The 23,769-nt window shown below is 67.3% G+C and carries 6 protein-coding genes; 3 read left to right on the top strand and 3 right to left on the bottom strand.

The window, feature by feature from the left end; all coding sequences use genetic code 11:
* The first annotated feature begins 10 nt into the window (after positions 1-10).
* From JANGC3_RS0103615 to JANGC3_RS0103605, 3 genes are all read left to right on the top strand, one after another.
* Positions 11-955, top strand: a complete 945-nt coding sequence (locus JANGC3_RS0103615; protein WP_026132495.1) for an acyltransferase domain-containing protein — start codon at positions 11-13, stop codon at positions 953-955.
* Between the two features lie 235 nt (positions 956-1,190).
* Positions 1,191-2,612, top strand: a complete 1,422-nt coding sequence (locus JANGC3_RS0103610; RefSeq protein ID WP_017875120.1) for a carotenoid oxygenase family protein — start codon at positions 1,191-1,193, stop codon at positions 2,610-2,612.
* 45 nt (positions 2,613-2,657) lie between these two features.
* A complete protein-coding gene (locus JANGC3_RS0103605; protein WP_017875119.1) occupies positions 2,658-5,192 on the top strand; it encodes a DEAD/DEAH box helicase in 2,535 nt (844 codons plus the stop codon).
* A 48-nt stretch (positions 5,193-5,240) separates the two neighbouring features.
* Here JANGC3_RS0103605 and JANGC3_RS0103600 read toward each other — a convergent pair whose 3' ends face one another.
* The 3 genes from JANGC3_RS0103600 to JANGC3_RS28295 all read right to left on the bottom strand — a co-directional run bounded on the left by JANGC3_RS0103600 (position 5,241) and on the right by JANGC3_RS28295 (position 23,357).
* Entirely contained in the window at positions 5,241-6,023 is a 783-nt protein-coding gene (locus JANGC3_RS0103600; protein ID WP_017875118.1) for a helix-turn-helix transcriptional regulator, read from the bottom strand.
* A gap of 389 nt (positions 6,024-6,412) precedes the next feature.
* Positions 6,413-20,356 (bottom strand): SDR family NAD(P)-dependent oxidoreductase, encoded by a 13,944-nt coding sequence (locus JANGC3_RS32280; RefSeq protein ID WP_198291984.1) that lies wholly within the window; start codon positions 20,354-20,356, stop codon positions 6,413-6,415.
* A gap of 142 nt (positions 20,357-20,498) precedes the next feature.
* Positions 20,499-23,357: a type I polyketide synthase gene (locus tag JANGC3_RS28295; RefSeq protein WP_442905266.1), complete on the bottom strand. Its 2,859-nt coding sequence runs from the start codon at positions 23,355-23,357 to the stop codon at positions 20,499-20,501.
* Between the last annotated feature and the right edge of the window lie 412 nt (positions 23,358-23,769).

Here is a 23,769-nt window from a genome sequence, read left to right as displayed (position 1 = left end):
AACCGTTTTCATGTTTTCAGGCCAAGGATCGCACTATTTCCACATGGGCAAAAGCCTGTTTGAACACGACGCCACGTTTCGCCGCTGGATGCTGGACATGGATCAGTTCGTGCGCAACCGCAGCGGCCAAGGCGTGCTCGACACCCTTTACGACGAGCGCCGCGGCAAGGGCGAATCCTTCGACCGGACCTTGCTGACCCACCCCGCCATTTTCATGGTTGAATACGCCCTGGCGCAAACCCTGATCGAGCGCGGCGTCGTGCCGGACCTGACCTTGGGCGTGAGCCTGGGCGCGGCGGCGGCGGCGGCGGTCTCGGGATGCATCGGCGTGGAAGACGCGCTGGAGGCGGTCCTGATGCAGGCCAGCGCGCTGGAGGACCATTGCCAGCCGGGAGGCATGATCGCCATCCTGAGCACGCCGGAGCCGCACCTGCTGGCGGGTCTGCGCGAGCAATGCGAGATCGCCTCCTTCAATTTCCCCGGCCATTTCGTGATCGCGGCACAGCGCGACAGCTTGGCGCCGATCCAGGCGGCCTTGCGCGAACGCCATTTGACGTTCCAGACCTTGCCCGTATCTTTTGCCTTTCATTCGCGCTGGATCGATGCGGCCCGGCCCTGTATCGAGCGGAACCTGGCGGCCTTGCCGCGCAAGCCGGCGCTGATACCGATGGTGTGCTGCGCCCGCGCCGGCGTGCTGACCCAGCTGCCGCAGAATTATTTCTGGAACGTGGCCAGGGAACCGATCCGTTTCCAGCAAACCATCGCCGAACTGGAAAAGAGCGCCCCCTACCGCTACCTTGACCTGGGTCCGGCGGGAACCCTGGCGACGTTCCTGAAATATACGCTGCCGCCCGGATCGGCGTCGACCGCGCATGCCGTGCTGTCGCCATTTGGCGGCGAGCTGCTTAAATTGTCCAGCATCGGCGCGTACGCGCTGACACCGGAAGGGGCGTAACATCCGCACGATGCGGTAACTGGTGACGCGGGCGTCGCGGCGCGCCGTCCCGTCGCCTTACACGCGTGGCGCACCGCAACAATGGCATTTCATCTACAATGCTGATGGCGAGCAACGACCAGCAACGACGAGCATACAAGCGCGAGCATACAAGCGCATTAATCCAATGGCGGACAAGCACGTGCTCGATGACATCTGCGCATCCACCTCATTTTGAAGCCGCCGGCGCCTGACTATGCATAGCAATCCTTACCTGCAAGGCAATTTCGCCCCCGTGGCGACCGAATCGAGCGTCACCGAACTGCGTTTGACCGGCCAGTTGCCGGCGGGTCTGTCGGGCACCTTGTGTCGCGTAGGTCCGAATCCGCAGTTCGCCCCCCGCGACGGCGATTACCACTGGTTTGCCGGCGATGGCATGTTGCACGCGTTCGACATCCGCGATGGCCGCGTGGCTTATCGGAATCGCTGGATACGCACGCCGAAATGGCAACTGGAACATGGTGCGGGACAGGCCCTGTTCGGTACCTTCGGCAATCCTGCGACCAGTCATCCCGTGACAGCCGGCCTGTGCAGTGGCACCGCCAATACCAACGTGCTATGGCACGGCGGACGCCTGTTCGCGCTGGAGGAAGCGCACCAGCCGTTCGAGCTCGACCCCGTGACGCTGGCGTCGAAAGGGCACCAGGATTTCGCCGGCCGCCTGCACGCCCCCTTCACCGCCCATCCGCGCACCGATCCGCGCAGCGGCGCGCTGCATTTCTTTGCCTACGCGGCCGAAGGCGCCGGCACGTCCACCATGCTGGCCGGCGTGCTGGATCCCGACTGCCACTTGACGCGGCTGGAATCTTTCAGCGCGCCATATGCGAGCATGGTGCATGATTTCATGCTGACCGAACACTACGCGCTGTACCCCGTCATGCCCCTCACGGCCAGCATCACGCGGGCCATGCACGGCGAGCCGATGTATGCCTGGAGCCCAGGCAAGGGCACGCATGTGGGTGTGATGCGCCGCGACGGCGCTGAGCGCGGCATACGCTGGTTCGAAACGGGTGATTGCCACGCCTTCCATTTCATGAACGCGTGGGAAGAAGGCGCTTGCATCGTCGTGCATGCGATGCAGTCCGAGCGCGCGCCCGGCTGGGCCGACGAGCATGGCCGCATGGGCGATCCGGCGCGGATGGTGGCGCGCCTGTGCCGCTGGCGGATCGATTTGCGCAGCGGCCGGATCCAACGCGATTATATCGACGATTTGCCGGCCGAATTCCCCCGCTTCGACGAGCGCTATACGGGCATGCCCCATCGCTTCGGTTTTTATACCTGCCATGTCGACGCATTGGTGCGCGATCCGCACCACAATTTGCTGTTTGCGTCGCTGGCGCGGCTTGACCTGGTCAGTGGCGAGCGCACGCTCTACACCCTGCCGGACGGCGACGTGATCTCGGAGCCGGTGTTTGCCCCGGCCGCGGTCGACGCGCCGGAAGGCCAGGGTTGGTTGCTGGCGGTGGCTTGGCGCGCGCGCGAGAACCGCAGCGACTTGCTGATTTTTGATGCGCAGGACCTCGCCGCCGGCCCGGTGGCGAGCGCGGCGCTGGCGCGCCGTGTGCCGTTCGGGTTCCACGGCAATTGGCACGCCGATCCACGCCGCTCTGAACAATAGGACAGCAGCGACGCCGTATGAATCAAACACCAATTGCGAGACAGCATGAGTGATACCGCCCACACCGGCAGCGCGTGGCACGCCGCCATCAAACCCCGCGAAACGCTGGGCCGTTTTCGTCCACGCCTGAGTTTGCGTACCCTGAGCCGTGGCGACGGCTTGCTGGGCCTGCGGCCGGGCGGCCTGTTCAGTCCGCGCGGCGGCAACGTGACGGTGGCCCAGATCGACTGGACCTACGTCACGCCCGAAGGGCTGCGCTGGGAAACTCCCGCCCCCACTTCCTTGTACGCCGTCGATGCGGAGTTGACGCAGGAATTGCGCGATGCGCAAGGCGAGTCGCTGCTGATGCGCCGCAACGTCCATGCCGAAACCGACGCGCTGGAACAGATCCGCAACCTCGGCATGCATCCCTTGCATGACGATGCCCTGCAATGGCGCTCCGACGACATGTCGCCGCCGGTACTGGCCTGGTGGTCGCTGGTGCAGGAAGAGTTGTTCGGCGATTTTTGGGCCGACAACCTGCCCAATCTGCAGATGCAAGGGTGGAGCATCGTGGTGCATCCCGGTTTTGCGCACGAAAGTGTGCCGGTCGAAGCCTGGCGCTTGATCGTCGATCCCGACAGCGGCGAAGTAATCGGGCAGGAAGTGGCTGCGCGCCTGCGCGGGCGCAGCGCCGGCCTGGGCGGCGGTAGCGGCCCGGGCAAAGCCGAATGGTGGTTGCTGACCTTGGGTGTGGATATCGACGGCGAGACCTTCGACCTGGCGCCGATGCTGGCCGACCTGCTACGGCGCGACCAGCGCTGGCTGGACCGCAAGCAGATTGCCGCCATCGACCCGCAGGCGCGCATCTCCTTGCGCGCGCCCGGTGGCAAGCGTATTGATGCGCTCGCGGCGCCGCTCAAGGCCATCGTCACCGCCATGCTCGATCTGCTGACCGATCCAAAGCGCAAACCCGGCGCGCTGCGCCTGTCGCCGTGGGATGCCCAGCGCCTCGACGAGCTGGGCCTGGACTTGCTGGAGGCCGACGGCGCTTGCGGCGGCGCGCAAGGCAGCCTGCAATTGCAGGGCGGCGAAGATTTGCGCGCGCTGGCGCAGCGTTTGCGCGGCAGCGGCGAGCCAAAGGCCGTGGCGGCGCCGGCCGGGCTGGGGATAACCCTGCGGCCGTATCAATTGCATGGCTTGGCCTGGCTGCAGTATTTGCGCGAACATCGGCTGGCCGGGATCCTGGCCGACGATATGGGTCTGGGCAAGACGGCGCAGGTGGTGGCCCACCTGCTGGTGGAACAGCAGGCCGGCCGCCTGGACCAACCGGCCCTGGTGGTGCTGCCCACCTCCCTGGTTTTCAATTGGCAAGCTGAAATGCAGCGGATGGCGCCCAGCCTGCGCGTTTTGGCCCTGCAGGGCGCCAAGCGGGCGGAGGACTTTGGCCGCATTGCGCAGCATGACGTTATCCTGACCACCTATCCATTGCTGTGGCGCGACCTCGACGTGCTGGCGCCGCTGCCCTTCCACATGCTGATATTGGACGAAGCACAGACGGTCAAGAACGCGGCCGGACGCAGCGCCAGCGCGGTGCGCCGCATCAAGGCCCGTCATCGCCTATGCATGACCGGCACGCCGATGGAAAACCATCTGGGCGAATTGTGGACCCAGTTTAATTTTCTGATGCCGGGCTTCCTGGGCGACGCGCGCAGTTTCGCGCGCCTGTGGCGCAAGCCTATCGAGGAAAACGGCGAAACCCTGCGCGCGGCCTTGCTGGCGCAGCGCATCCGGCCATTCGTGCTGCGCCGGCGCAAGGAAAGCGTGGCCACCGAATTGCCGCCGAAAACCGAGGTAGTGAAACTACTCCGCCTGGAGGGGCGCCAGCGCGACTTGTATGAAAGCGTGCGGGTGGCGGCCGACAAGCAAGTGCGCAGCGTGCTGCAGCGGCGCGGCTTCACCGGTTCGCAAATCCGTATCATGGACGCGCTGCTCAAATTGCGCCAGGTGTGTTGCGACCCCTTGCTACTCAAGGGCGAGGCGGCGCCGAAGAGTACCGAACGGGCAAAAGTGGAAATGCTGCGCGACATGCTGCCCAACCTGGTCGCCGAAGGTCGGCGCATCCTGCTGTTTTCCCAGTTCACCGAAATGTTGTCACTGATCGAAAAAGAACTCGACGCCTTGCGCCTGCCTTGGCTGTCGCTGACCGGCAAGACGCCGCCCGCCCAGCGCGGCGCACTGGTGGCGCGGTTCCAGAGTAAAACGGTGCCGATCCTGCTGGTTAGCCTGAAGGTGGGCGGGGTTGGCCTGAATCTGACGGCGGCCGATACCGTGATTATGCTCGATCCGTGGTGGAATCCCGCGGTGGAAGAGCAAGCCATCGCGCGCGCTTACCGCATCGGCCAGGACCAGCCCGTGTTTGTGTACAAACTGGTCATCGAAGGCAGTATTGAGGAACGCATTCTGGAGTTACAGGCGCGCAAATCGGCGCTGACCGAGGGCATTCTCGGCAGCGATGCCGCGCTGGCACCGAAATTCGACGCGGCCGAATTGAATGCGCTACTGGCGCCGCTGGGTTCCAGTCTGGCCGGGATCGCTTGAACGGGCGGCGGCCGCACCCGCCGCCGCCCGGCCCGACCCGACCCAAGCTTATATCAAACCGCTGGACAGCGCTTTCAGCACGGCTTGGTGGCGACTGGTGACATCGAATTTGTGCAGCAGGTTGCGCACATGATGAATCACCCCGTGTTCTGAAATACACAGTACCCTGGAAATTTCCCACGTGCTTTTGCCGGCCGCAATCCACTGCAGCACGTCGTTTTCCCGTTTGGTGAGCCGGGGGCCGGCCGCCTCGCGACCATTCTTGAGGCCGTTCTTGACGATCTTGCTCATCGCCTCGTGCGCCAGGGTGGCCAGCAACGGCCCCCACATCAGCATTTCCCGGATATGGCCGCGCGCTTCGCTGCCCTTGCTTGACATCGCCAGGCTGAGCATGGCGACCCCGCCCTCCTTGTTTTGAATCGGGAAGGTGACACCGGTGAGCAAACCGTAATGATGCGCCTCTTCGCGGAAAGCCTGCTGGCTGACGTTGCCATACATCTGATCCGACCAGATAAATGGCACCAGCGAAACGAGCGAATGGGCCACGGTGGGGTCGATGCTCGCATATTCCAGCTTGTCGTATTCCCTGCGCCAGTCGGCGTCGTAGTTTGACTCGATTTTTTCAACCTTGGCGCTACCGGTCCCGCGAAAACGTCCACCATATAAAAAGGAATCGAAACCCAGTACCCGGCTCAGGTGCTGTAGTTCGGCGTGTAGTTCGGCGCTGGTGGTGCAATCGTTAAGCCGCATGACGTTCGACAGGAATTTCGAGCTGTCGAGCGGGCTGGCGTGCAGCTCACGGTGGATCGCTTCATCGCTCAATTTCATCATTTGCTGACTATAAGGAAATGTGGAAAATATCAACCAGAGAGCGCAGGACTGACCACGCCGGCGCAAGACCGCCATGCCAATCGTCTAATGTTGCTTGTATTTTAACAGCATGTTCCCGCTTTGTACGCACAAATGAATTAAACGCAAGGCGTCCCGTCCCAAATTGCTTTAGGCCGGGGCCAGCGTCGGCGGGGCGCCGAACAGCGTGCGTCGCAATAGGCCAGGGCGCGCCTGTGCGCAAGGACGATGGCCTTTCCAACGCTTGTAGTGTTTGCGGCGTGCGCGCCGCTTGGCGCAAGCAGGCTAGTCGAAGCAAGCCGCTGCGATCCGTCCATGCCTAGCTGGCGCCCGCCGGCGACCGTCGAAGGCCGCCGGCGGGCGCGCCGCGCCTACGCGGTTGCCGGCTGGCCGCTCGCCACGTGCTTCCCGGGTGCGCCCGCCAGCCGATAAAACGCCTGCATGGCGTCCGGCTGTTCCTGCAACAAATAGCCGGTCAGTTTGGCGATCGACGGGAAGCCAAAAAACACGATCGGCGTAATATCGACACCATAGTGCGTGCTCAGCAGCTTGGCGAAGGTGGCCAGGCTGATCGAATCGAAGCCGAATTCGACCAGATGCTGGTCGACGTCCAGTTGCTCAAGGGGGAAAGCGAGCAGTTGGTTGACGCATTGCTTCAGGTCGTACTCGATGCACTGCGCCAGGCCCAGGCCGAGCAGCGCCGCGCCGCGGCCGGCGGGCGCCGCCTGCGTCGCCGCGCGCGGCGCCGCCATGGTCGCCGCCGCCGGCGGCGCCGAATGCGCCAGTCCCAGGGAAGGATAGACCCGGTCGCTGCGGCCCACCATCACCATTTGCTGGGCCGTCGGCTGGGCCAGTAAACGCTCGAACATGGCGACGCCCTCCTCGTTGCCCAGCGCCCGCTGGCCGCCCAGCATCAGGAACATCTTGGTCGCGTCGCCATACGCCTGTCCCATGCCGCCATCCTTCCAGAACGGCCAGTTGATGACAATGGCGCGGCCGTGCCGCAGCCCCGCTTGGCACTGGCGGTTGCGATGGTCGGCGTACGCCATCTGGAAGCGGTTGGCGATCGCATAGTCGCAGGTGCCGATGTCGCCCATGATGGCGGACACGGTCGAGAAATAGCAGACGAAGTCGAGCGGCTCATCGCGCAGCACCTCGTCCAGCACCAGCGTGCCGTCGATTTTCGGATCGAGCACCGCCTGGAAGCCGGCCATATCCTGATGCACGATGGTTTGAACGCTGACAATGCCCGCCGAGTGAATCACGCCGTCGATCGATGAAAACTGGTCACGGGCACGCTGCACACCGGCGCGCATCGCGTCGAGATCGCAGACGTCGGCCTGGATATACAGCACTTTCGCGCCGAGCCGCTCCAGCGCCTCGATGCGCCCGCGCTTCTCCCCGTCGAGCGGGGCGCGGCCGGTCAGCACGATATTCGCCGCCTGCGTCTTGATCAAGTGCTCGGCGAAGACATAGCCAAGCCCGCCCAGGCCGCCGGTGATCAGGTAGGTGGCGCCGGACTTGAGTAGGCTCGGTTGCGGCTGTAGCACGGTCGGACCGATCTTGCACACATGGCGCCGGCCCGCCTCATAGCGCACGCTCTTCATTTTGTCGGCTTGCAGTTCGTTCCACAGCAGCGGCAGACACTCGTGCATGGCCGTGACGGGGCCGGCCAGGTCCAGGCAAACGGCGGCCACCTGGGTATGCGGCAAGACGATGCCGATGGAGCGTTCGAAACCGATCCACGATTCGGCGTAGCAGCGGTCCAGCGGCTCATATTCGCAGCCGGCCAGCAGCAGTCGCCCCACCTCCAGCTTGGTCGAGGCGATGGACTGCAAAATGTAGACGATATGCCGGTAGTCGCGCAGGCAGTCCACATCTTCCAAGCCCCACAGATACAGCATGGCGCCGATCTTGCCATGCGCGTCGCGGATGGCGGCCAATGCCAGCGCGTAGCTGGCCGGATCAGCGGCGTCGATCCAATAGTGTTCGCCCTCCTGCCCGGCCGCCGCGCCTTCGCGCTGCGCCGCGCGCCCGACAAAGACCACGCGCGCTTCAGGATCGAGCGCCTGCACCGCGGCGCCGATGGCGTGCCGGTCCGCCGCTGGCGACGCAAAGCAGACCAGCGTGCCGATCGGGCCGGCGCTGGACGGCGTCGAAGGCTGCTCGTGCCAGAGCTCCTCGAATGTCATCATCTCGTTCCAGTCCGGCACGGCCGGACGCGGCACGTCGACCTCGGCCGGCGGCGCCGGCGCCACCCAATAGCGCTCCCGGGCAAACGGGTACGCGGGCAGGCTGATACGCCGCGGCCGCGTAGCACCGAACAGGCAATTCCAATGCAGCACATAACCGCGGCAATACAAGTCGGCCAGCGCCATCAGCCGGTCCTGGTACTGACCGGACTGGGCCTGGATCTCCGTGGCGTGCCGCGTCAGCTCGTCCGCGTACTGCTGCAACATGGTTTGCGGCGTAAAGTCGCGCGCCACCGTGCCCACGAAGACATGGGGCAATTTTTCGCCGGCCAGCGCGCGCTCCAGCACCTGCGCCGCGTCGCCGCGATCGGCAACCACCAGCGCGCAGCGCTGCATGAAATGCTGGCGCCCCTCCAGCAGGGTATGCCCGACCTCGGCCAGGGTACGGTCGGCGTTCGCGTCGTCGCGCAAGTAGGCCAGCAAATCGGCCAGCCTGCCGCGCAAGGCGCTTTCCGTCTTGGCCGACAACACCAGCAGATGATACGGCGCCGCTGGCGCGCCGGCCGGCGCCGCCGCCTCGTGGCTTTGCACCAGCACATGGGCGTTGGTGCCGCTCATGCCGAACGCGCTGACCGCGCCCATGCGCGCCAGGCGATCGCGCGCCGGCCACGGCTTGTTGATCTTGTTGACGTAGAAAGGACTCTGGTCCCAGCGGATGTAGTTGTTCTCCTGGACGCAGTGTAGGCTGGCCGGAATGGTTTGATGACGCATCGCCTGGATCAAACTGATCAGGCTGACCAGCCCCGACGCGGCCAGCGTATGGCCGAGGTTGGGCTTGACCGACGTCAGCGCGCAAAAGCCGGTCTTGGCCGTGAAGGACTTGAACGTGTCGTACAGCGCGTTCACTTCCACCGGGTCGCCCAGGCGGGTGGCGGTACCGTGCGTGACGACATAGTCGATGGTTTCCGGGTTAACGCCGCTGCGTTCGTACACCGACCGCAGCAGCGCCGCCTGCGCCGCGCCGCTAGGGGCGGTAATGCCATTGGTCTTGCCGTCATAATTGACGCCGCTGGCGCGAATCACCGCATGAATCGGATCGCCGTCGGCCTGCGCCTGCGACAGGCGCTTGAGCACGACCACCGCCACCGCCTCGCCTGGCACCATGCCGTCGGCGCGCTCGTCGAAGGCATAGCAGCGATTGTCGGCCGACAGCATGCCCGCCTGCGCCATCCTCGCATGGCCGGCATCGGTCAGCATCAGGCTCACGCCCGCGGCCAGCGCCGCGTCGCACTCGCCGGCGCGCAAGCTCAGACATGCCTGATGCAGCGCTACCAGGCCGGACGAACAGGCGGTATTGATAGCCATCGCCGGTCCGCTGGCATTGGTAAAATACGCCAGCCGCGCCGCCAGGATGCCGTTGTGGTTCGAGGTGATACTCGCACCGTCCTGCGCCAGCAACTGATAGTCGCCCTCTTCCACGCCGACAAAACTGCCCAGCCGGCCGCTGCTCATCTGCTGCGCGCCGAAGCCGGCATCCTCCAGCGCGTTCCAGGCCTCCTGCAACAGCAGGCGCTGGCGCGGATCCATGCCCTGCGCTTCCTTGGGTGAAATTTCAAAGAAGAGCGGATCGAATTCGCTCACGCCGGGCACGAATCCACATGACTGGCCGCCGCCATCCTTCCAGCCGCCCGGGCGGTCGTCCGGCACGCCGCGCAATACGTCGGTGCCGTCGGCCAGAATGCGCCACAGCTCGTCGACGTTGCGCGCGCTCGGAAACCGGCCGCTCATGCCGATGACCGCAATCGGCTCGTCCGCGGCCGCCTTCCGTTCCGGGCGGTAGCCCTGGCGCCGGACGGTTTGCGGCGCCGGCGCGCGCGCCGGCGTTGCGGGCGCGCGGACGGGCGTCGCGCGCGCCGTGGCGTCGGATTCCGCATACAGCAGCGCCAGCGCCGGCGCATGCTCCTGCGCCAGGTGGGCGGCCAGTTTGTCCAGGGTCGGATAGGCGAAAAACGCCGACGGCAGCAACTCGACGCCGAAATAAGCGCTCAGCGCGGCAGCATAGCGCGCCAGGCTGACCGAGTCGAAACCGAAATCGGCCAGATTTTGCTGCCCCCCCATACGCTCGCTGGCGATTTGCAGCAATTCGCCCGCCAGCCGTTTCAGGTCAATCGCCAGGCACTGCAAGGTAGTCAGGCCGCGCATGCCGCCACGCCGGCCAGTTGCGCTGCGATCCCCGGCGCCAGCCGCCGCCGGGGTTGGCGTCGCAGTCGCCGCGGTCGCCGGGGCTGCCTTCGGCGCCGGCGCAAAGAAGCGCTGCAGCCGATCCGGCCGGCCAAACAGCACCAAATGCTGGCACGCCCGCTGCGCCAGCAGGCGCTCGAACAGCGCGATGCCGTCCGCCGTCTCCAGCGCGCGCTGGCCGCTCGATTTCAAGTACAGCTCGGCCGCGCCGTCGGCGCCGCCCATGCCGCCGTCCCTCCATATAGGCCAGTTGATGACGATGGTCTTGCCAGGCGCGCCACGGCGTTCCTGCCAGGCCGCGTGCGCCATCTGGAAGCGGTTGCCCACGGCATAGTCGCATGAGCCGAAATCGCCCAGGATCGCCGCGGCGGACGAGAAGTAGCACAGGAAGTCCGGCGCGTCGTCTTGCAGGATATCGCTGAGCACGAGCGTGCCCGCCACCTTCGGCGCCAGCACCTGTTCGAACCGCGCCAGCGTATTGTCCGGCAAGCTTGTCTTGCCCTCCAGCCCGGCGGCATGGATGGCGCCGTCGATCCGGCCAAAACGCGCCCTCGCATGCGCCAGGCCCTGTTGCATCTGCGTCAGGTCGGCCACATCCGCCTGGACATACACGACCTGCGCCCCCAGCGCCTCCAGTGCCGCCAGGCGGACTTGCAGGCGCGCGTCCGGCGCCGAGCGCCCGCTGAGGATCAGCTTGGCGCCAAACGTGGCTGCCAGATGCTGTGCCAGCAGGTAGCCCAGGCCGCCGGCGCCGCCGGTGATCAGGTAAGTGCCGCTTTTTTTCAGCGGCGTCGGCGCGGCGTCGAGACGCGCCAAGCCTACCTGCGGCACATGCCGCACGCCGTCCCGGTACTCGACGCAGTCATCGCCGCCGCCCGCCAGCTCGGCCCATAGGCGCTGGCACCACGCGGCAGCGTCGAAGGGTTCCTCGCCCAGCTGGCCGACAACGCCCAGCCGGGTCTGCGGCAACACGGCGCCAAGCGAGCGCGCATAGCCGATCCAGGATTCGGCGTAGCAGCGCTCCAGCCCATCCGGGTACGCGGCGGCCAGCAGCACGCGCCGGCAACCCAGCCTGGAACTGGCGAGCGCCTGCAAGGCGTGCACGATGGGAGAGTGCTCGCGGATGCATGCGCTATCTTCCAGCGGCCACAGATACAGCAGCGCGTCGACCGCGCCGTAGGTGTCGCGGACGGCCGCGAAAGCCGCTTCGTAACTGGCCCGTTCGCCGGCGCTCACCGCATAGGCGTCCGCGCCCGCGCCTTCCGCGGTCCGCGATACAAACACCACGCGGGTGCGCGGGTCGAGCCGGCGCACCGCTTCCCTGACGGCGCGCTGATGCGCCGGCACCGAGGCAAAGCACAGCAGCACGCCGATATCGGCGCCACCGTCCGTAGCCAGCGCCCGCGGCTGCCAGCTTTCCGCGAAGGTCATGATTTCACATGCGTCCTGCGGCGCATGGACGGCCAGCGCGACCGTCGGCTCGCTCTGCTCGTTCTGCTCGGCCTGGTGGTCCTGCATCACCAGACCGACCAGACGCACGCACAGCTTGCCGTCCGGGTCGCACAGGTCGATATCGAGCCTGCGCACGCGCTCGCCCGGCTGCGCGCCAGGGCTGGTGCGCACCAGCGCCCACATGCTGGTACTGCATTCGCCCAGGATATCGATGCGCTCCAGGCCGAACGGAAGCGGCGCCTTGGCGTCGGCAAGGCCCAGCGACAGCCCGATCGGCGCCTGCAGCGCCGCGTCCAGCAGGCTCGGATGCAGCAGGTAGCGGTGCGCCTGCGCCGCCTGCGCCGCCGGCAGTTCCAGCCGCGCCAGTACCTGCCCCTCGCCCACGTACACCGCGGCCAGCGCCCGCTGGGCCGCGCCGTATTCAAGGCCCAGTTCGCCGAGCATCGCGTAGCACTGCGCCGCCGACAGTTCGGCCACGCCGCACGCCGCGCGCGCACCGGCCAGATCGCAATACTGCGCCGCCGCCGGCGCGCCGGGCACGCCCGTGGCCGCGCTGTGCAGCACCGTTTCGCCGTCGGCCTCGCTGTAGATTTCGATGCCTATCGTGCCGTCCGCTTCCGGGAACAAGGCCAGGTGCAGCTCGGCCGACGCCCCCTCGCGCAGCGCCAGCGGGCGCGACCAGCTGACATCGCGCAATTGCCAGCCATGCTCGGCCCCGCCCGCCTGCGCCAGCCCGGCGCGCGCCATTTCCAGGTAGGCCACCGCCGGCATCACGCGCCGGCCCTGGATCACGTGGTCGGCCAGGAAGAATTCCTCGCCGCTGAAACGGCTGCTAAAGCGCGGCCCCGTCACATCCGACGTGTTGCGCTGCAATAGCGGATGCAACCATCCCGCGTCCAGCCCCGGCGCCGCGGCCACGGGCGCAACCGGCGCGCAAGGCGCGATCCAGTAACGCTCGCGCGCAAACGGATAGCCGGGCAGGCTGACCCGGCGCGGGCGCTGCGCCCCGTACAGCGTGCGCCAGTCGAAGGCCAGACCCTTCACCCACCAATCGAGCAGCTTGCCGTGCTTGCCCTTGGCCACCCAGGCATGCACCGCCCGCCCCATGTCTTCGTCGGCCGTGAACGCCGCCACGTCCTCGCCGCCGCGCGCCTGGCCGACATGGCAGCCGGCGGCCTCGCCGCCGCCCGCCAGGAAGGCCTGCAGCCGCTGCCGCAATTCCGCCATGTCGGCGACGCTGAACGCCAGCCGCTCCTGCATCGCTTCGCGCCCTAGTTGCAGGGTATAGGCGATATCGGCCACGGCGACGCCCTCCTCTTCCAGCCGCGCCAGCGCGGCCAGCAATTGCGTGGCCTGCGCCTGCAGCCGCTCGGCGCTGCGCGCCGACAGCACGATCAGCGCCGGCACCGGGTCGGCGCCGTCCATCGCCGGCCGCGCCGCCGCCACATACTCCTGCAGCACCACGTGGGCGTTGGCGCCGCCGGCGCCGAACGAGGAAACGCCGGCGATGCGCGGATACTCGCGCAGTACGCCGTCGATGTTCACGCTCGGACGCGTCCAGTCGGCCAGCTCCTGCTGCACCACGAACGGCGTCGCCGAAAAATTGATATTCGGATTGAGCGCGCGCGCATGCAGCGACGGCGCCAACTGGCCATGGCGCATTTGCAGCAGCACCTTGGTCAGGCCGGCGATGCCGGCCGCGCTTTCGCAATGGCCGATGTTCGACTTGGCCGAGCCGATCGCGCAAAACTGGCGCTCCTGCGTATCCCGTCCAAACGCCTGCGCCAGCCCGCGGATCTCGATCGGATCGCCCAGCGCGGTGCCGGTGCCGTGCGCCTCGATATAACTGACGCTGCGCGCATCAATTCCGGCTTTGTCGAGCGCGTCGCGGATCACCTCGGCCTGCACTTGTGGATTGGGCACCATGTAACCATTGGTTTTGCCGCCGTGATTGATGCTGCTGGCGCGGATCACGCCGTAGATATGGTCCTGGTCCGCTTCGGCCGCCGACAAACGCTTGAGCAAGACCGCGCCCACGCCTTCGCCGGGCACGAAGCCATTGCCGTTCGCGCCGAAGCTTTTGCACTGGCCGTCTTCCGACAGCATGCGCTGCGAGCACAGGGCCGTGTAATTGGACGGGTGCAGATACAGGTTCACGCCGCCGGCGATGGCCATGTCGCACTCGCCGCGGTGAATATGCTCGCATGCCTCGTGGATCGCGGTCAGGGACGACGAACACATGGTGTCAATCGGCATGCTCGGCCCCTTCAGGTCGAGCAGGTAGGACACCCGGTTCGCCACCGAGGCGAACGAGGTGCGCGGCAGAACCTGGCTGCCCGGCTGCGCCCCGTACAGCTCGAATCCGGTTTTCGTCACGCCGGCGAACACACCGACCCGGCTGCCATATTGCTGCAACAGTTGTTCCCTGGTGTAGCCGGCGTCTTCCAACACGGACCAGCAGGTTTCGACGAACAAACGCTCCTGCGGATCCATGCCGAGCGCTTCAAGCGGCGATATGCGGAAAAATAAGGGGTCGAACTCGGCGAAGCCGTCGACAAAACCGCCCCATTTGCTGTAACTGGCGCCCGCTCCGGGCGTGCTGTCGAAAAAGCCGTCCAGCGCCCAGCGCTCGGCCGGGATCTCGCTGATGCAATCCCGGCCTGCCCGCAGATTGGCCCAGAATTCATCGATGTTGCGGGCCTGCGGATAACGGCCGCTGACGCCGATAATGGCGATCGCCTCGCGCTCGGCGCGCTGCAATGGCGCCGCCGCGCCGACCCGGCCAGGGCCGGCGGAGCGGGCAAGCGCCTTCCTGGCGCGGCGCGGCGCAACCGCGCCCGCCGCGAGGTCGGTTGCGCCGGGCGCCGCCGCCGCGGGCAGGGCCTCGCCCGGCGACTGCACGCCGCTCCATTGCAGGCAGGCGGGCCGGTGCCGCGCCAGCAAATAGGCGCCTAGCGCGCGCAAGCTGGCGCACTCGTAAAACAGCGTCTTGGGCAAGGCGCCGAACACCTCTTCCAGGCGCGCGTTGAGCTGCGTGACCAGGACCGAATCGACGCCATAGTACTCAAAACCTTGATCCAGGTCGATCTTCTCCACCGACAGTTTGAGGACGCTGCCGAACATTTTCTTCAACTGCTGGCCCAGCGCCGCTGTCAGCGCCGGTTGCTGCGGCTCCGGCGCGGACACGGCCGGCGCCGGCGCCGCCGCGCCAAGGCGGCCGAGGCGCGCCAGATCCCCATGCAGCACCAGCAGTTGTTGCTGGCCCGCGGCCAGCGCCTGGTACAGCGCGGCCACGCCATCGGACGTCTCCAGCAGCGCCATGCCGGTCGAGCGCAGCATGGCCTGCTCCGTCACGGCGTCGAGCCGCATGCCGCCGTCGCGCCACAGCGGCCAGTTGACCGACAGGGTATGCCCGTGGCGCCGCTTCAACGCCACCAGGCCGTTGCGGTAGACGGCATAGGCGTCCATGAAGGCATTGGCTGCCGCGTAATCGGCCTGGCCGGCATTGCCGTAGGCGCCGGCCAGCGAGGAAAAACAAACCAGATAGTCGAGCTTGATGTCTCGGGTGGCGTAATCGAGATTGACCAGCCCGTCCACTTTCGGCGCCAGTACCGCCTGCAGGTCCTGCGCTGTTTTCCTCAGAATGAAGCCGTCGCGCGTCACGCCGGCGCTGTGCAATATGCCGTTAATGCGGCCGTATTCGCGCACCACGCCGTCCACCAGCGCGCTCGCCGAGGCGGCATCGGCGATATCGCTGCGCTGGTACACGACGCGCGCGCCCATCGCTTCCAATTCGGCCAGTTGCTGCCCGCGCTGCGCGTCAAGCGCCGAGCGCCCGGTCAGGATCAGGGTCGGGGCGTGCGCCTGGCGCGCGATGTCGCGCGCAAAGATCATGCCCAGCCCGCTTGCCCCGCCCGTAATCAGGTAGACGCCGCCCGCCTTCCATGGATGTCCCGCGACCGGCGCCGTCGCCAAGGGCACCCACCGCGCCACCTCGCGCGCAGTGCCCACATGGCGGATGCGGCGCTCGCTTGGACGCAGGCTGTTGTCGCGCAGTTGCCCGACAAGGCGCGCGGCGTCGTCCACCGCGTCCAGCGATATCAATTGGCCGATGAAGCCCGGGTTTTCCAATTGCGCGCTGTCGAGCAGCCCGGCCAGTCCCGCCAGCGCCTGCCCCTCGCCGTGCCCCGGCACGACGACCTGCAGCAGTTGCGCCCCGCCCGCCGCGGCCTCCAGCATGGCGCGAACCTGGCCGAAAACGGCCTGCGCGCACTGATTGAACGCGCCGGCGGCGCCGGCACCGGCATGCGGCAGCACCAGGCACTGCGCCCCAAGCTCGCTGGACAGGCGCTGCTGGTTGAGGCCATCGACGCCATCGACGCCATCGAAGCCGCACAGCATCACCACATGCCGCGCATAGACGGGAGGTGCGGCCGCGGCGTCGGTGTGCGCCTGCCACTGCGCCTGCAGCAGCAGGGTAGCGGCGACCGTGCCGGCGTCGGCGTCGGCTTCGCGCAGCGCCAGTCCTGTCATGCGCACGCACAGCGCGCCCGTGTCGTCGAGCAAATCGATATCGAGCAGCGTGCCCGCGTGCGCCGCGTCGGCCACGGCGCCGGGCCGGGCCAGCGCCCACATGGCGGGCGTGCAGCCGCGCAGGATGTCGATGCGCCGCAGCGCCGCCGGCAGCAGCAGTTGGCGGCAATCGGCCGCGCCGAAGGCGAAACTGGCCGCTGCCTGCAACGCCGCCTCCAGCAGCAGCGGATGCAATTGCTGCTGCGCCGCGTCCGCCAACGCCTCGACCGGCAGAGCCAGTTGCGCCAGCATCAGCTGCTCGCCCAAGTACACGGCGCCGATCGCCCGCTGCGATGGCGCATAGCTCAGGCCGATGTCCTGAAGCCACTCATAACACTGTTGCGACGACAGCCGGGTATTGCCGCACTGGCTGCGCAGCGCTTCCAGGTCGGCGGTTTCCGGCGCCGCGCGCGGCACCATGCTGGCGCGGCCTTCGCAATACAGCAGTTGCTCGCCTTCCGCGGCCCCGTTGAACACTTCAAAGGCGACCTCGCCCGACTCTTCCTGGTACAGGGAAAGGTCGAGCTGAAGCAGGCTCGCCGTCTGTACCAGGCAGTGCGGCCAGCTCACGCCCGACAATCGCAGCATCGCGCTGTCCCGCTCCTGGTCGCCCGCAGCCAGGCCGTAGCCGGCGCGCGCCATTTCAAGGCAGACCGCGCCGCTCACGGCCTGGCGCTGCCGTATGCGGCGTTGCGCGGTATGGGCGGGGACAATGGTGCTGAAGCGCGGCCCGGTCCAGTCGGAGACATTGCGGTGCAGCAGCGGATGCAGCTGCGAGGCGGAGACGGCCGGTTTTTCCGCCTGCGCTGCCACCTGGGGGATCCAATAGCGTTCGCGCGCGAACGGGTAGGTGGGCAGGCTGATGCGGCGCGCCGGCGCGGCGCCCTGCAAACGCGCCCAATCGACTTCCTTGCCGCCAACCCAGGCATCGAGCACTCCCGCCGCCTCCGCGCGGAGCGTCCACGCGTCGGCCAGAACCTCCATCTGCGCCGGCGTGAGCGGCTCGGCACGGTGCTGTCCATGACTGACCACGCCGCGGTGTACGCCCGCAATCGCTTGCGCGTCTTCCTGCGCGTCCAGCCAAGCCTTCAACTTGCCGGCCAGGCCGGCGTGGGAATCGGCCGCCACGGCCAGCCGTTCAGCCATCGCCTCGCGTCCCAGTTGCAGGGTGCAGGCGATATCGGCCAGATCGGCCCCGGCGCAGCAACCGCCCAGGGCTTCGTGCAGCAGGCGCACGACCTCGCGCAAGCCCCGCGCATCTTTCGCCGACAGGACAATCAGCGCGGCGCGCGGCGCGCCGGCTACCGCGTCGGCTACCGCGGCGGCGCGCGGCGCCTCCTCGATCACCAAGTGGGCATTCGAACCACCCGCGCCGAACGATGAAATGCCGGCGATGCGCGGCACCTCGGTCAGCGCGCCGGCCACGTCGATCCGCGGGCGCGGCCAATCCGCCAGGCTTTGCTGCACGACGAACGGACTGGCGGCGAAATCGATGTGCGGATTGGGAATGGCCGAATGCAGCGACGGCGCCAGCTGCCCGTGCCGCATCTGCAACAGCACCTTGGTCAACGCGGCAATGCCGGCGGCGCTCTCGCAGTGGCCAATATTCGACTTGGCCGAACCGATCGCACAGAACTGGCGGTCCTGCGTGTGGCGGCGGAATACCCGACTCAAGCCGGCGATTTCGATCGGATCGCCCAGCGAGGTGCCGGTGCCATGCGCTTCGACGTAGCTGATGCTGCGCGCGTCGATTCCGGCCTGGCGGATGGCGCGTTCAATCACATCGGCCTGGGAACCCGGATTGGGTACCGTGTAACCATTTGCCTTGCCACCGTGGTTGACGGCCGTGCCCTTGATCACGCCATAGATCTGGTCGCCGTCGGCGATGGCCTTCGACAGCGGCTTGAGGAGCACCGCGCCCACGCCCTCGGCCGGCACGTAGCCGTCGCCGCCCTCGCCGAAACTCTCGCAACGGCCGCTGCTGGAGACGAATTTCCCCTGTCCCAGCAGCAGATACTTATTCGGATGCAGCGACAGGTTGACGCCACCGGCCAAGGCCAGCTCGCATTCGCCGTGCTGCAGGCTCTGGCAGGCCAGATGGATCGCCGTCAGCGACGACGAGCACATGGTGTTGATCGCCATGCTAGGGCCGTTGAAATTGCAGAAATACGAGACCCGGTTGGCAATAGACGAAGAGTTCGACGACAGTGCGACAGGCCGTCCGTGCGCCTGCTCCTGCGCGCCGTACAATTGGTATTCCTCGTACATCACGCCGACGAAGACGCCGACATTGCCGCCCGCCTGGCGCGCCAGCGACTCGCGCGTATGGCCTGCGTCTTCCAGCGTCTCGTAGGCGCACTGTAGGAACAGGCGTTCCTGCGGGTCGATGTATTCGGCGTGCAGCGGTGGAATACTGAAGAACAGCGGGTCGAACTGGTCGACGCCATCGATGAAGCCGCCCCACTTGCTCGACGTTTTTCCGGGTGCGGACTTGTCAGCGTCGAAATACTGGCTGTGGTCCCAGCGGTCCTCGGGAATCTCGCTGATGCAATCGAGGCCGTCTTTCAGGTTTTGCCAGAATTCGCGCACGTTGCGCGCCTTCGGATAGCGTCCGGCCAGGCCGATGATGGCGACCGCTTCCAGTGCCAATCCGGCCTCCCCGGGGCGCGGCGCGGCCGCCGGCTGGGGCGCGGGAGCGGCCGCCGGCCGGGGCGCGGACGCCACCGGCTGCCAGGCATGATGAGCGCTCAGATACTGCGCCGTTTCGTCGATGTTCGGGTATTCGAACAGCAGGGTGGGCGCCAGCGCGCCGCCGACGTGGTCGTTGATGGCCCGCACCAGCTCCAGCATGTCGGCGGAACCGAGTCCCAGTTCATAATATCCGCTGCCGGTTGGAATGGCGTCGGCCGCGCGCTGCAGGCGGGCGCCGATCAAACCTTGCAGGAAGCCGGCAATGGCCGCCGCGTCGGCGGCGACGGGCGCGTCATTGGCGGCGACAGCGGTAGCGGCGGTGGCGGCGGGCGCAAGCTGCTCCGGCGCGCGGCGGGCGGGATCGATCAGGCCTGGCGAGCGGATAATCTTGTTGGCGCAGCCGCGCAAATGCGCAAGCTGGCGCCCGTCGGCGTCGTAAAATTCCATATCGATGCAGAGCAGTTCGCCCTTGTGATGCATGGAGGCGGCGGGAATGCGGGCCGTGCAGGCCGATTGCAGCAGGCCGCAAGCGCGGAAAGACTCGTAAAACAGCGGGATGCGCAGATTCGGCTCGGCTTGCTGGAACCCCGTCGTGGCGACGGCGCTGGCGTCCAGCAGCACCGGATGGAACATGGCGCCGCTGGCGCCGGGCGCCGCCTCGGCACCCAGCGCCACGTCGATCAGCAGCGCGTCGAGCGTCTGATGCGCGACGCCCGCCGCCTGCATGAAGTCAAGATGCACCAGCTCGCGCTGCCGGCACTGCGCGTAGATATCGCGCATATCGATGCTGCGGACGGCATCGCGGCGAGCCGCGGCGATATCCGGCGCGGCGCCAAAAACGACGGGCGCGCACGCATGCATCTCGGCAGTGGCATAACGCAGCGCGGCGCCCGGCCCCTCCGGCTGTCGCTCTATCGAAATGCTCCAATGGGCGTCGCTGCGCATGACGCAGTCGATGACCAGCAAGACCGTCTCGTCCGGCTGGACAATCAGCGGCTGGTAGATCGACAGGTTGCGCAGTTCCAGCTGGGTGTAATCGTAACCGTGTTCACGGAATAACTGGTACAGCATGTCGATATAGGCCAGACCCGGCAACAAATGCTGGCCATGCACCAGATGGCCTTGGATCACCGGACGCTGCAAACTCATGGAGAACGTTGATTTCACATCTAACCTCATTGATAACGTGATAAGTGCGCGCCCGAGGGCGCGCCGGATAGTTTTCCCAGTGTCCTGAACCACGCAGTATCAGCTCGATTCTCGTCATATTTAATCCAGAGATCGATGACTCAGGACGCTAGCCTGCCGCTCAACGGCCCCATAAACTTTCCACCGGCGCCGCCGGCTGCTCGCCCGCGGCCGGCGGGCGGTGCAGGACCGGCGCCGGCGCGCCGGCGGCCGCGCCGAATGGGCGGATGTCGATGCGGCGCAGCGCCGGCGGGACCAGCGGGCGCCGGCCCGGCGCGCCCTCTTCGGCCGCAGCGGCCGCCGGCCAAGCCTCCAGGATCGCGTGGACATTGGTGCCGCCGTCGGCAAAGCTGTTGATGGCCGCGCTGCGCACGCCGGCGCCGCGCCAGGCGCTGGCGCTGCGGTTGAAATGGAACGGCGACGCCTGCATGTCGTAATGCCGCATCGGCTGCTGGCCCGACAGGAACGGCACGTCCAGCCCGTGATGCAGCATCAGCACCACCTTGATGAAGCTGGCGATGCCTTCCGCGCACAGCGGATGGCCGATGTTCGGCTTGATCGAACCGAGGCTGCACGGCGCGCCGTCCGCCGCGCGGTAGATCGCCTCGATCGCCTTCAGCTCCAGCAGGTCCGTCACTTCCGAACCCGAACCGTTGACCTCGACATGGTCGATCTGCCCCGCGCGCTTGCCGCTGCGCTCCAGCGCCGCCTGCATCACCGCCTTTTGCGCCTGGAAACTCGGCGCCACCGGCCCCGCCGTGCGGCCGTCGTTGTTCACCGCCACCGCCTTGATGGTGGCGTAGATGCGGTCGCCGTCGCGCTGCGCCTGGTCGACGGTTTTCAGCAGCACCATGCCGACGCCCTCGCCCAGCACGGCGCCGCTGGCGCGGGCGTCGAAGATATGGAACTCGCGGCTCAGGATGTCGCGCTGTTCGAACACCTGGAACGGGCCGTCGGTATTCAGCAGGTTCACGCCGCCCACCACGGCGGACGTGATGTCGCCCGCGCGCAGCGCCTGGATGGCCATGTTCATGCCGACGAGGGCCGACGAGCAGGCGCTGTCGAGTACCAGGCTGGGGCCCTGCAGGTCGAAGAACTGCGAGACATTCGCCGCCAGGTAATTCTGCCCCACCGCCATCACGGGATTATTCGCCTTGCTGAACGCCTGGTCGTCGGGACGGTGCTGGCTGCGCCCGCCAAGATAGACGCCAATCGGTTGCCCCTTGATTTCTTGCAGGCTGTAGCCGGCATGGCAAAATAGATTGAGCGTTTCCTCCAGCACCAGCAGCGCCTGCTGGTCCATCGCCCGCACGTCCGCTTCCGACATCAAGAAGAAATCCGCATCGAAATGGGTCACGCTGGGCAGCAATCCGGCGTAGAACTCGCTCTCGTAGCCCCAGCGTTCCTTCGGCACCGGCGCGATCGCCGAGCGCCCCTCCACCAGCAAGCGCCAATACTGCTCCAGATTGTCCGCCCCCGGAAAACGGCACGACAAGCCGATCACCGCGATGTCGAGCGGCGCCACGCCGGCCGGCCGCGGCGGCGCCGCGGCCGGCAGCGGCTCCACTGCCGCCACTGGCTCCGGCTGCGGCTGCGGCTGCGGCTGCGGCAGCGGCAGCGGCAGCGGCAGCGGCACCGAAGGTGCGGCGGGCAGCGCCTGGAACGCGGCGGACAGCGCCTCGCCGTGCTTGTTCAGCAGCCATTTGGCAAAGCCCGCAATGGTCGGATACTCGAACAGGATGGATGGATCGAGCTCGCCGCCCGTGCGCTGCGCCACTTGGCGTATCAGTTGCAGCAACAGCACCGAGTCCGCCCCGTATTCGAGGAAGGTGTTGCCGGCGTCGATGTGGACGGCGTCCATCTTCAGCGTCTCGGCCAGCAGGGCGATCAGCCACGCCTGTACCTGCGCCAATAGCGGCGACCCGGACCCGGACGGGCTGGCCGGCGCCGCCGCCGGCACGCCATGGCTACCCGCGACGGCGGCACGCTGGTGCAGCAGCAGCCCGCGCGGCTGCCACACTTCAGGATTGACGATGGCCGGAATGAGCACCCGTTCCGGGCGGCTGCGCAGCACATGGTCCAGCAGCGCCAGTCCCTCCGCGTCCGTGTGCGACAGCAGGCCGCTGCGCGCATACGCCGCGCTGCCAATTTCGCCGAAACCGGTCTCCTTCCAGCTCGGCCACTGGATGCTCACCAATGGGAAGCCCGCCGTTTGCGCCTCGGCCACATAATCCATGTACGCGTTGGCCATCGCATAATCGCTCTGCCCCGCCGCCAGCGCCGGCAGCAGCGCCGACACCGACGAAAACAGCACGCAGAACTGCGGCGCGTCCTGCGCCAGGCAGGCCAGCAGCACGTCCAGCCCCGCCACCTTCGGCTCAAGCACCCGCGCCACCGCCGCCAGCGACTTGCGCGCAAACACCGGTGTATCCGACTCGCCCAGGCCCGCCGCATGCAGCACCCCGGCGATCGGCCCCAGGCGCGCGCGCACCCCTTCCAGGCAGGCGCGCACCGCCGCCTCGTCCGACAGCGCCAGGGCCACCACCTCCACCTGCACGCCCTGCGCGCGCAATCCCTCTATGGCGCGCATCTTGGCGGCCAGCGGACCGTTTTCGCGCTGGTGCTCAGCCCACTGCGCGGGGGCGGGAAACACATCGCGCCCGCTCAGCACCAGCCGCCGCACGCCGTAATGGCGCACCGCATGCTGCGCGCACAGGTAGCCGATGCCGCGCGTGCCGCCCGTCACCAGCAACACCTGGCCGGCGTCGAAACGCGGCAGTTCCTCCAGCGCGGCCGACGGCGCCGGCGCTTCGCCGCGCAGCAGCGCGCGGTAGCGCTGCGCGCCCCGATAACACACTTCCGACTCCAGGTCGTCGATCTCCAGCTCGGCGCAGATCTGGTCGACCAGCTCGGCCTCGTCGGCGCCCGGTTCCAGGTCGACATGGCGCGACACCAGCCTGCCATATTCGCTTTGCAGCATGCGGTACAGGCCCACGCGCGGCGCGCCGGCCAGGTTCACGCCCGACTGGCGATAGCGTTCCAGGCCCTGCGTCACGCACAGCGCCACGCCGTGCTCCTGGCGCCGCGCCTCGACCCACTGCTGCAGCGGGGCGATCCAGTCCAGCGCCGCCGGCGNCGGCGCCTGGCCGGCGCAGCCGCCCAGNTCGATCCAGCCGTCGTACTGCCGCCAGTCGCGCGCGGCGTACATCTCATCGNTGNTGCCACCGTCGAGCACCAGGCTGCCGGCGAANCGCCGCGCCAGTTGCGCCGCCAACGCGGCCGTCTCCGCCCCGGCGAGTATCGCCAGGCGTCGCCCGGCGCGCGGCCGCAGCGGCGCGTCGGCCGCTTCCCATGCCTTGCTCAGCAGCAGCGCCTGGCGCGCCGTGGCGGCC

Origin of the sequence: Janthinobacterium sp. CG3 (assembly GCF_000344615.1) — a bacterium.
Classification (GTDB): domain Bacteria; phylum Pseudomonadota; class Gammaproteobacteria; order Burkholderiales; family Burkholderiaceae_D; genus Janthinobacterium.
Note: the sequence above shows the minus strand (reverse complement) of the source record. Positions and strands in the feature narration are given on the sequence as shown.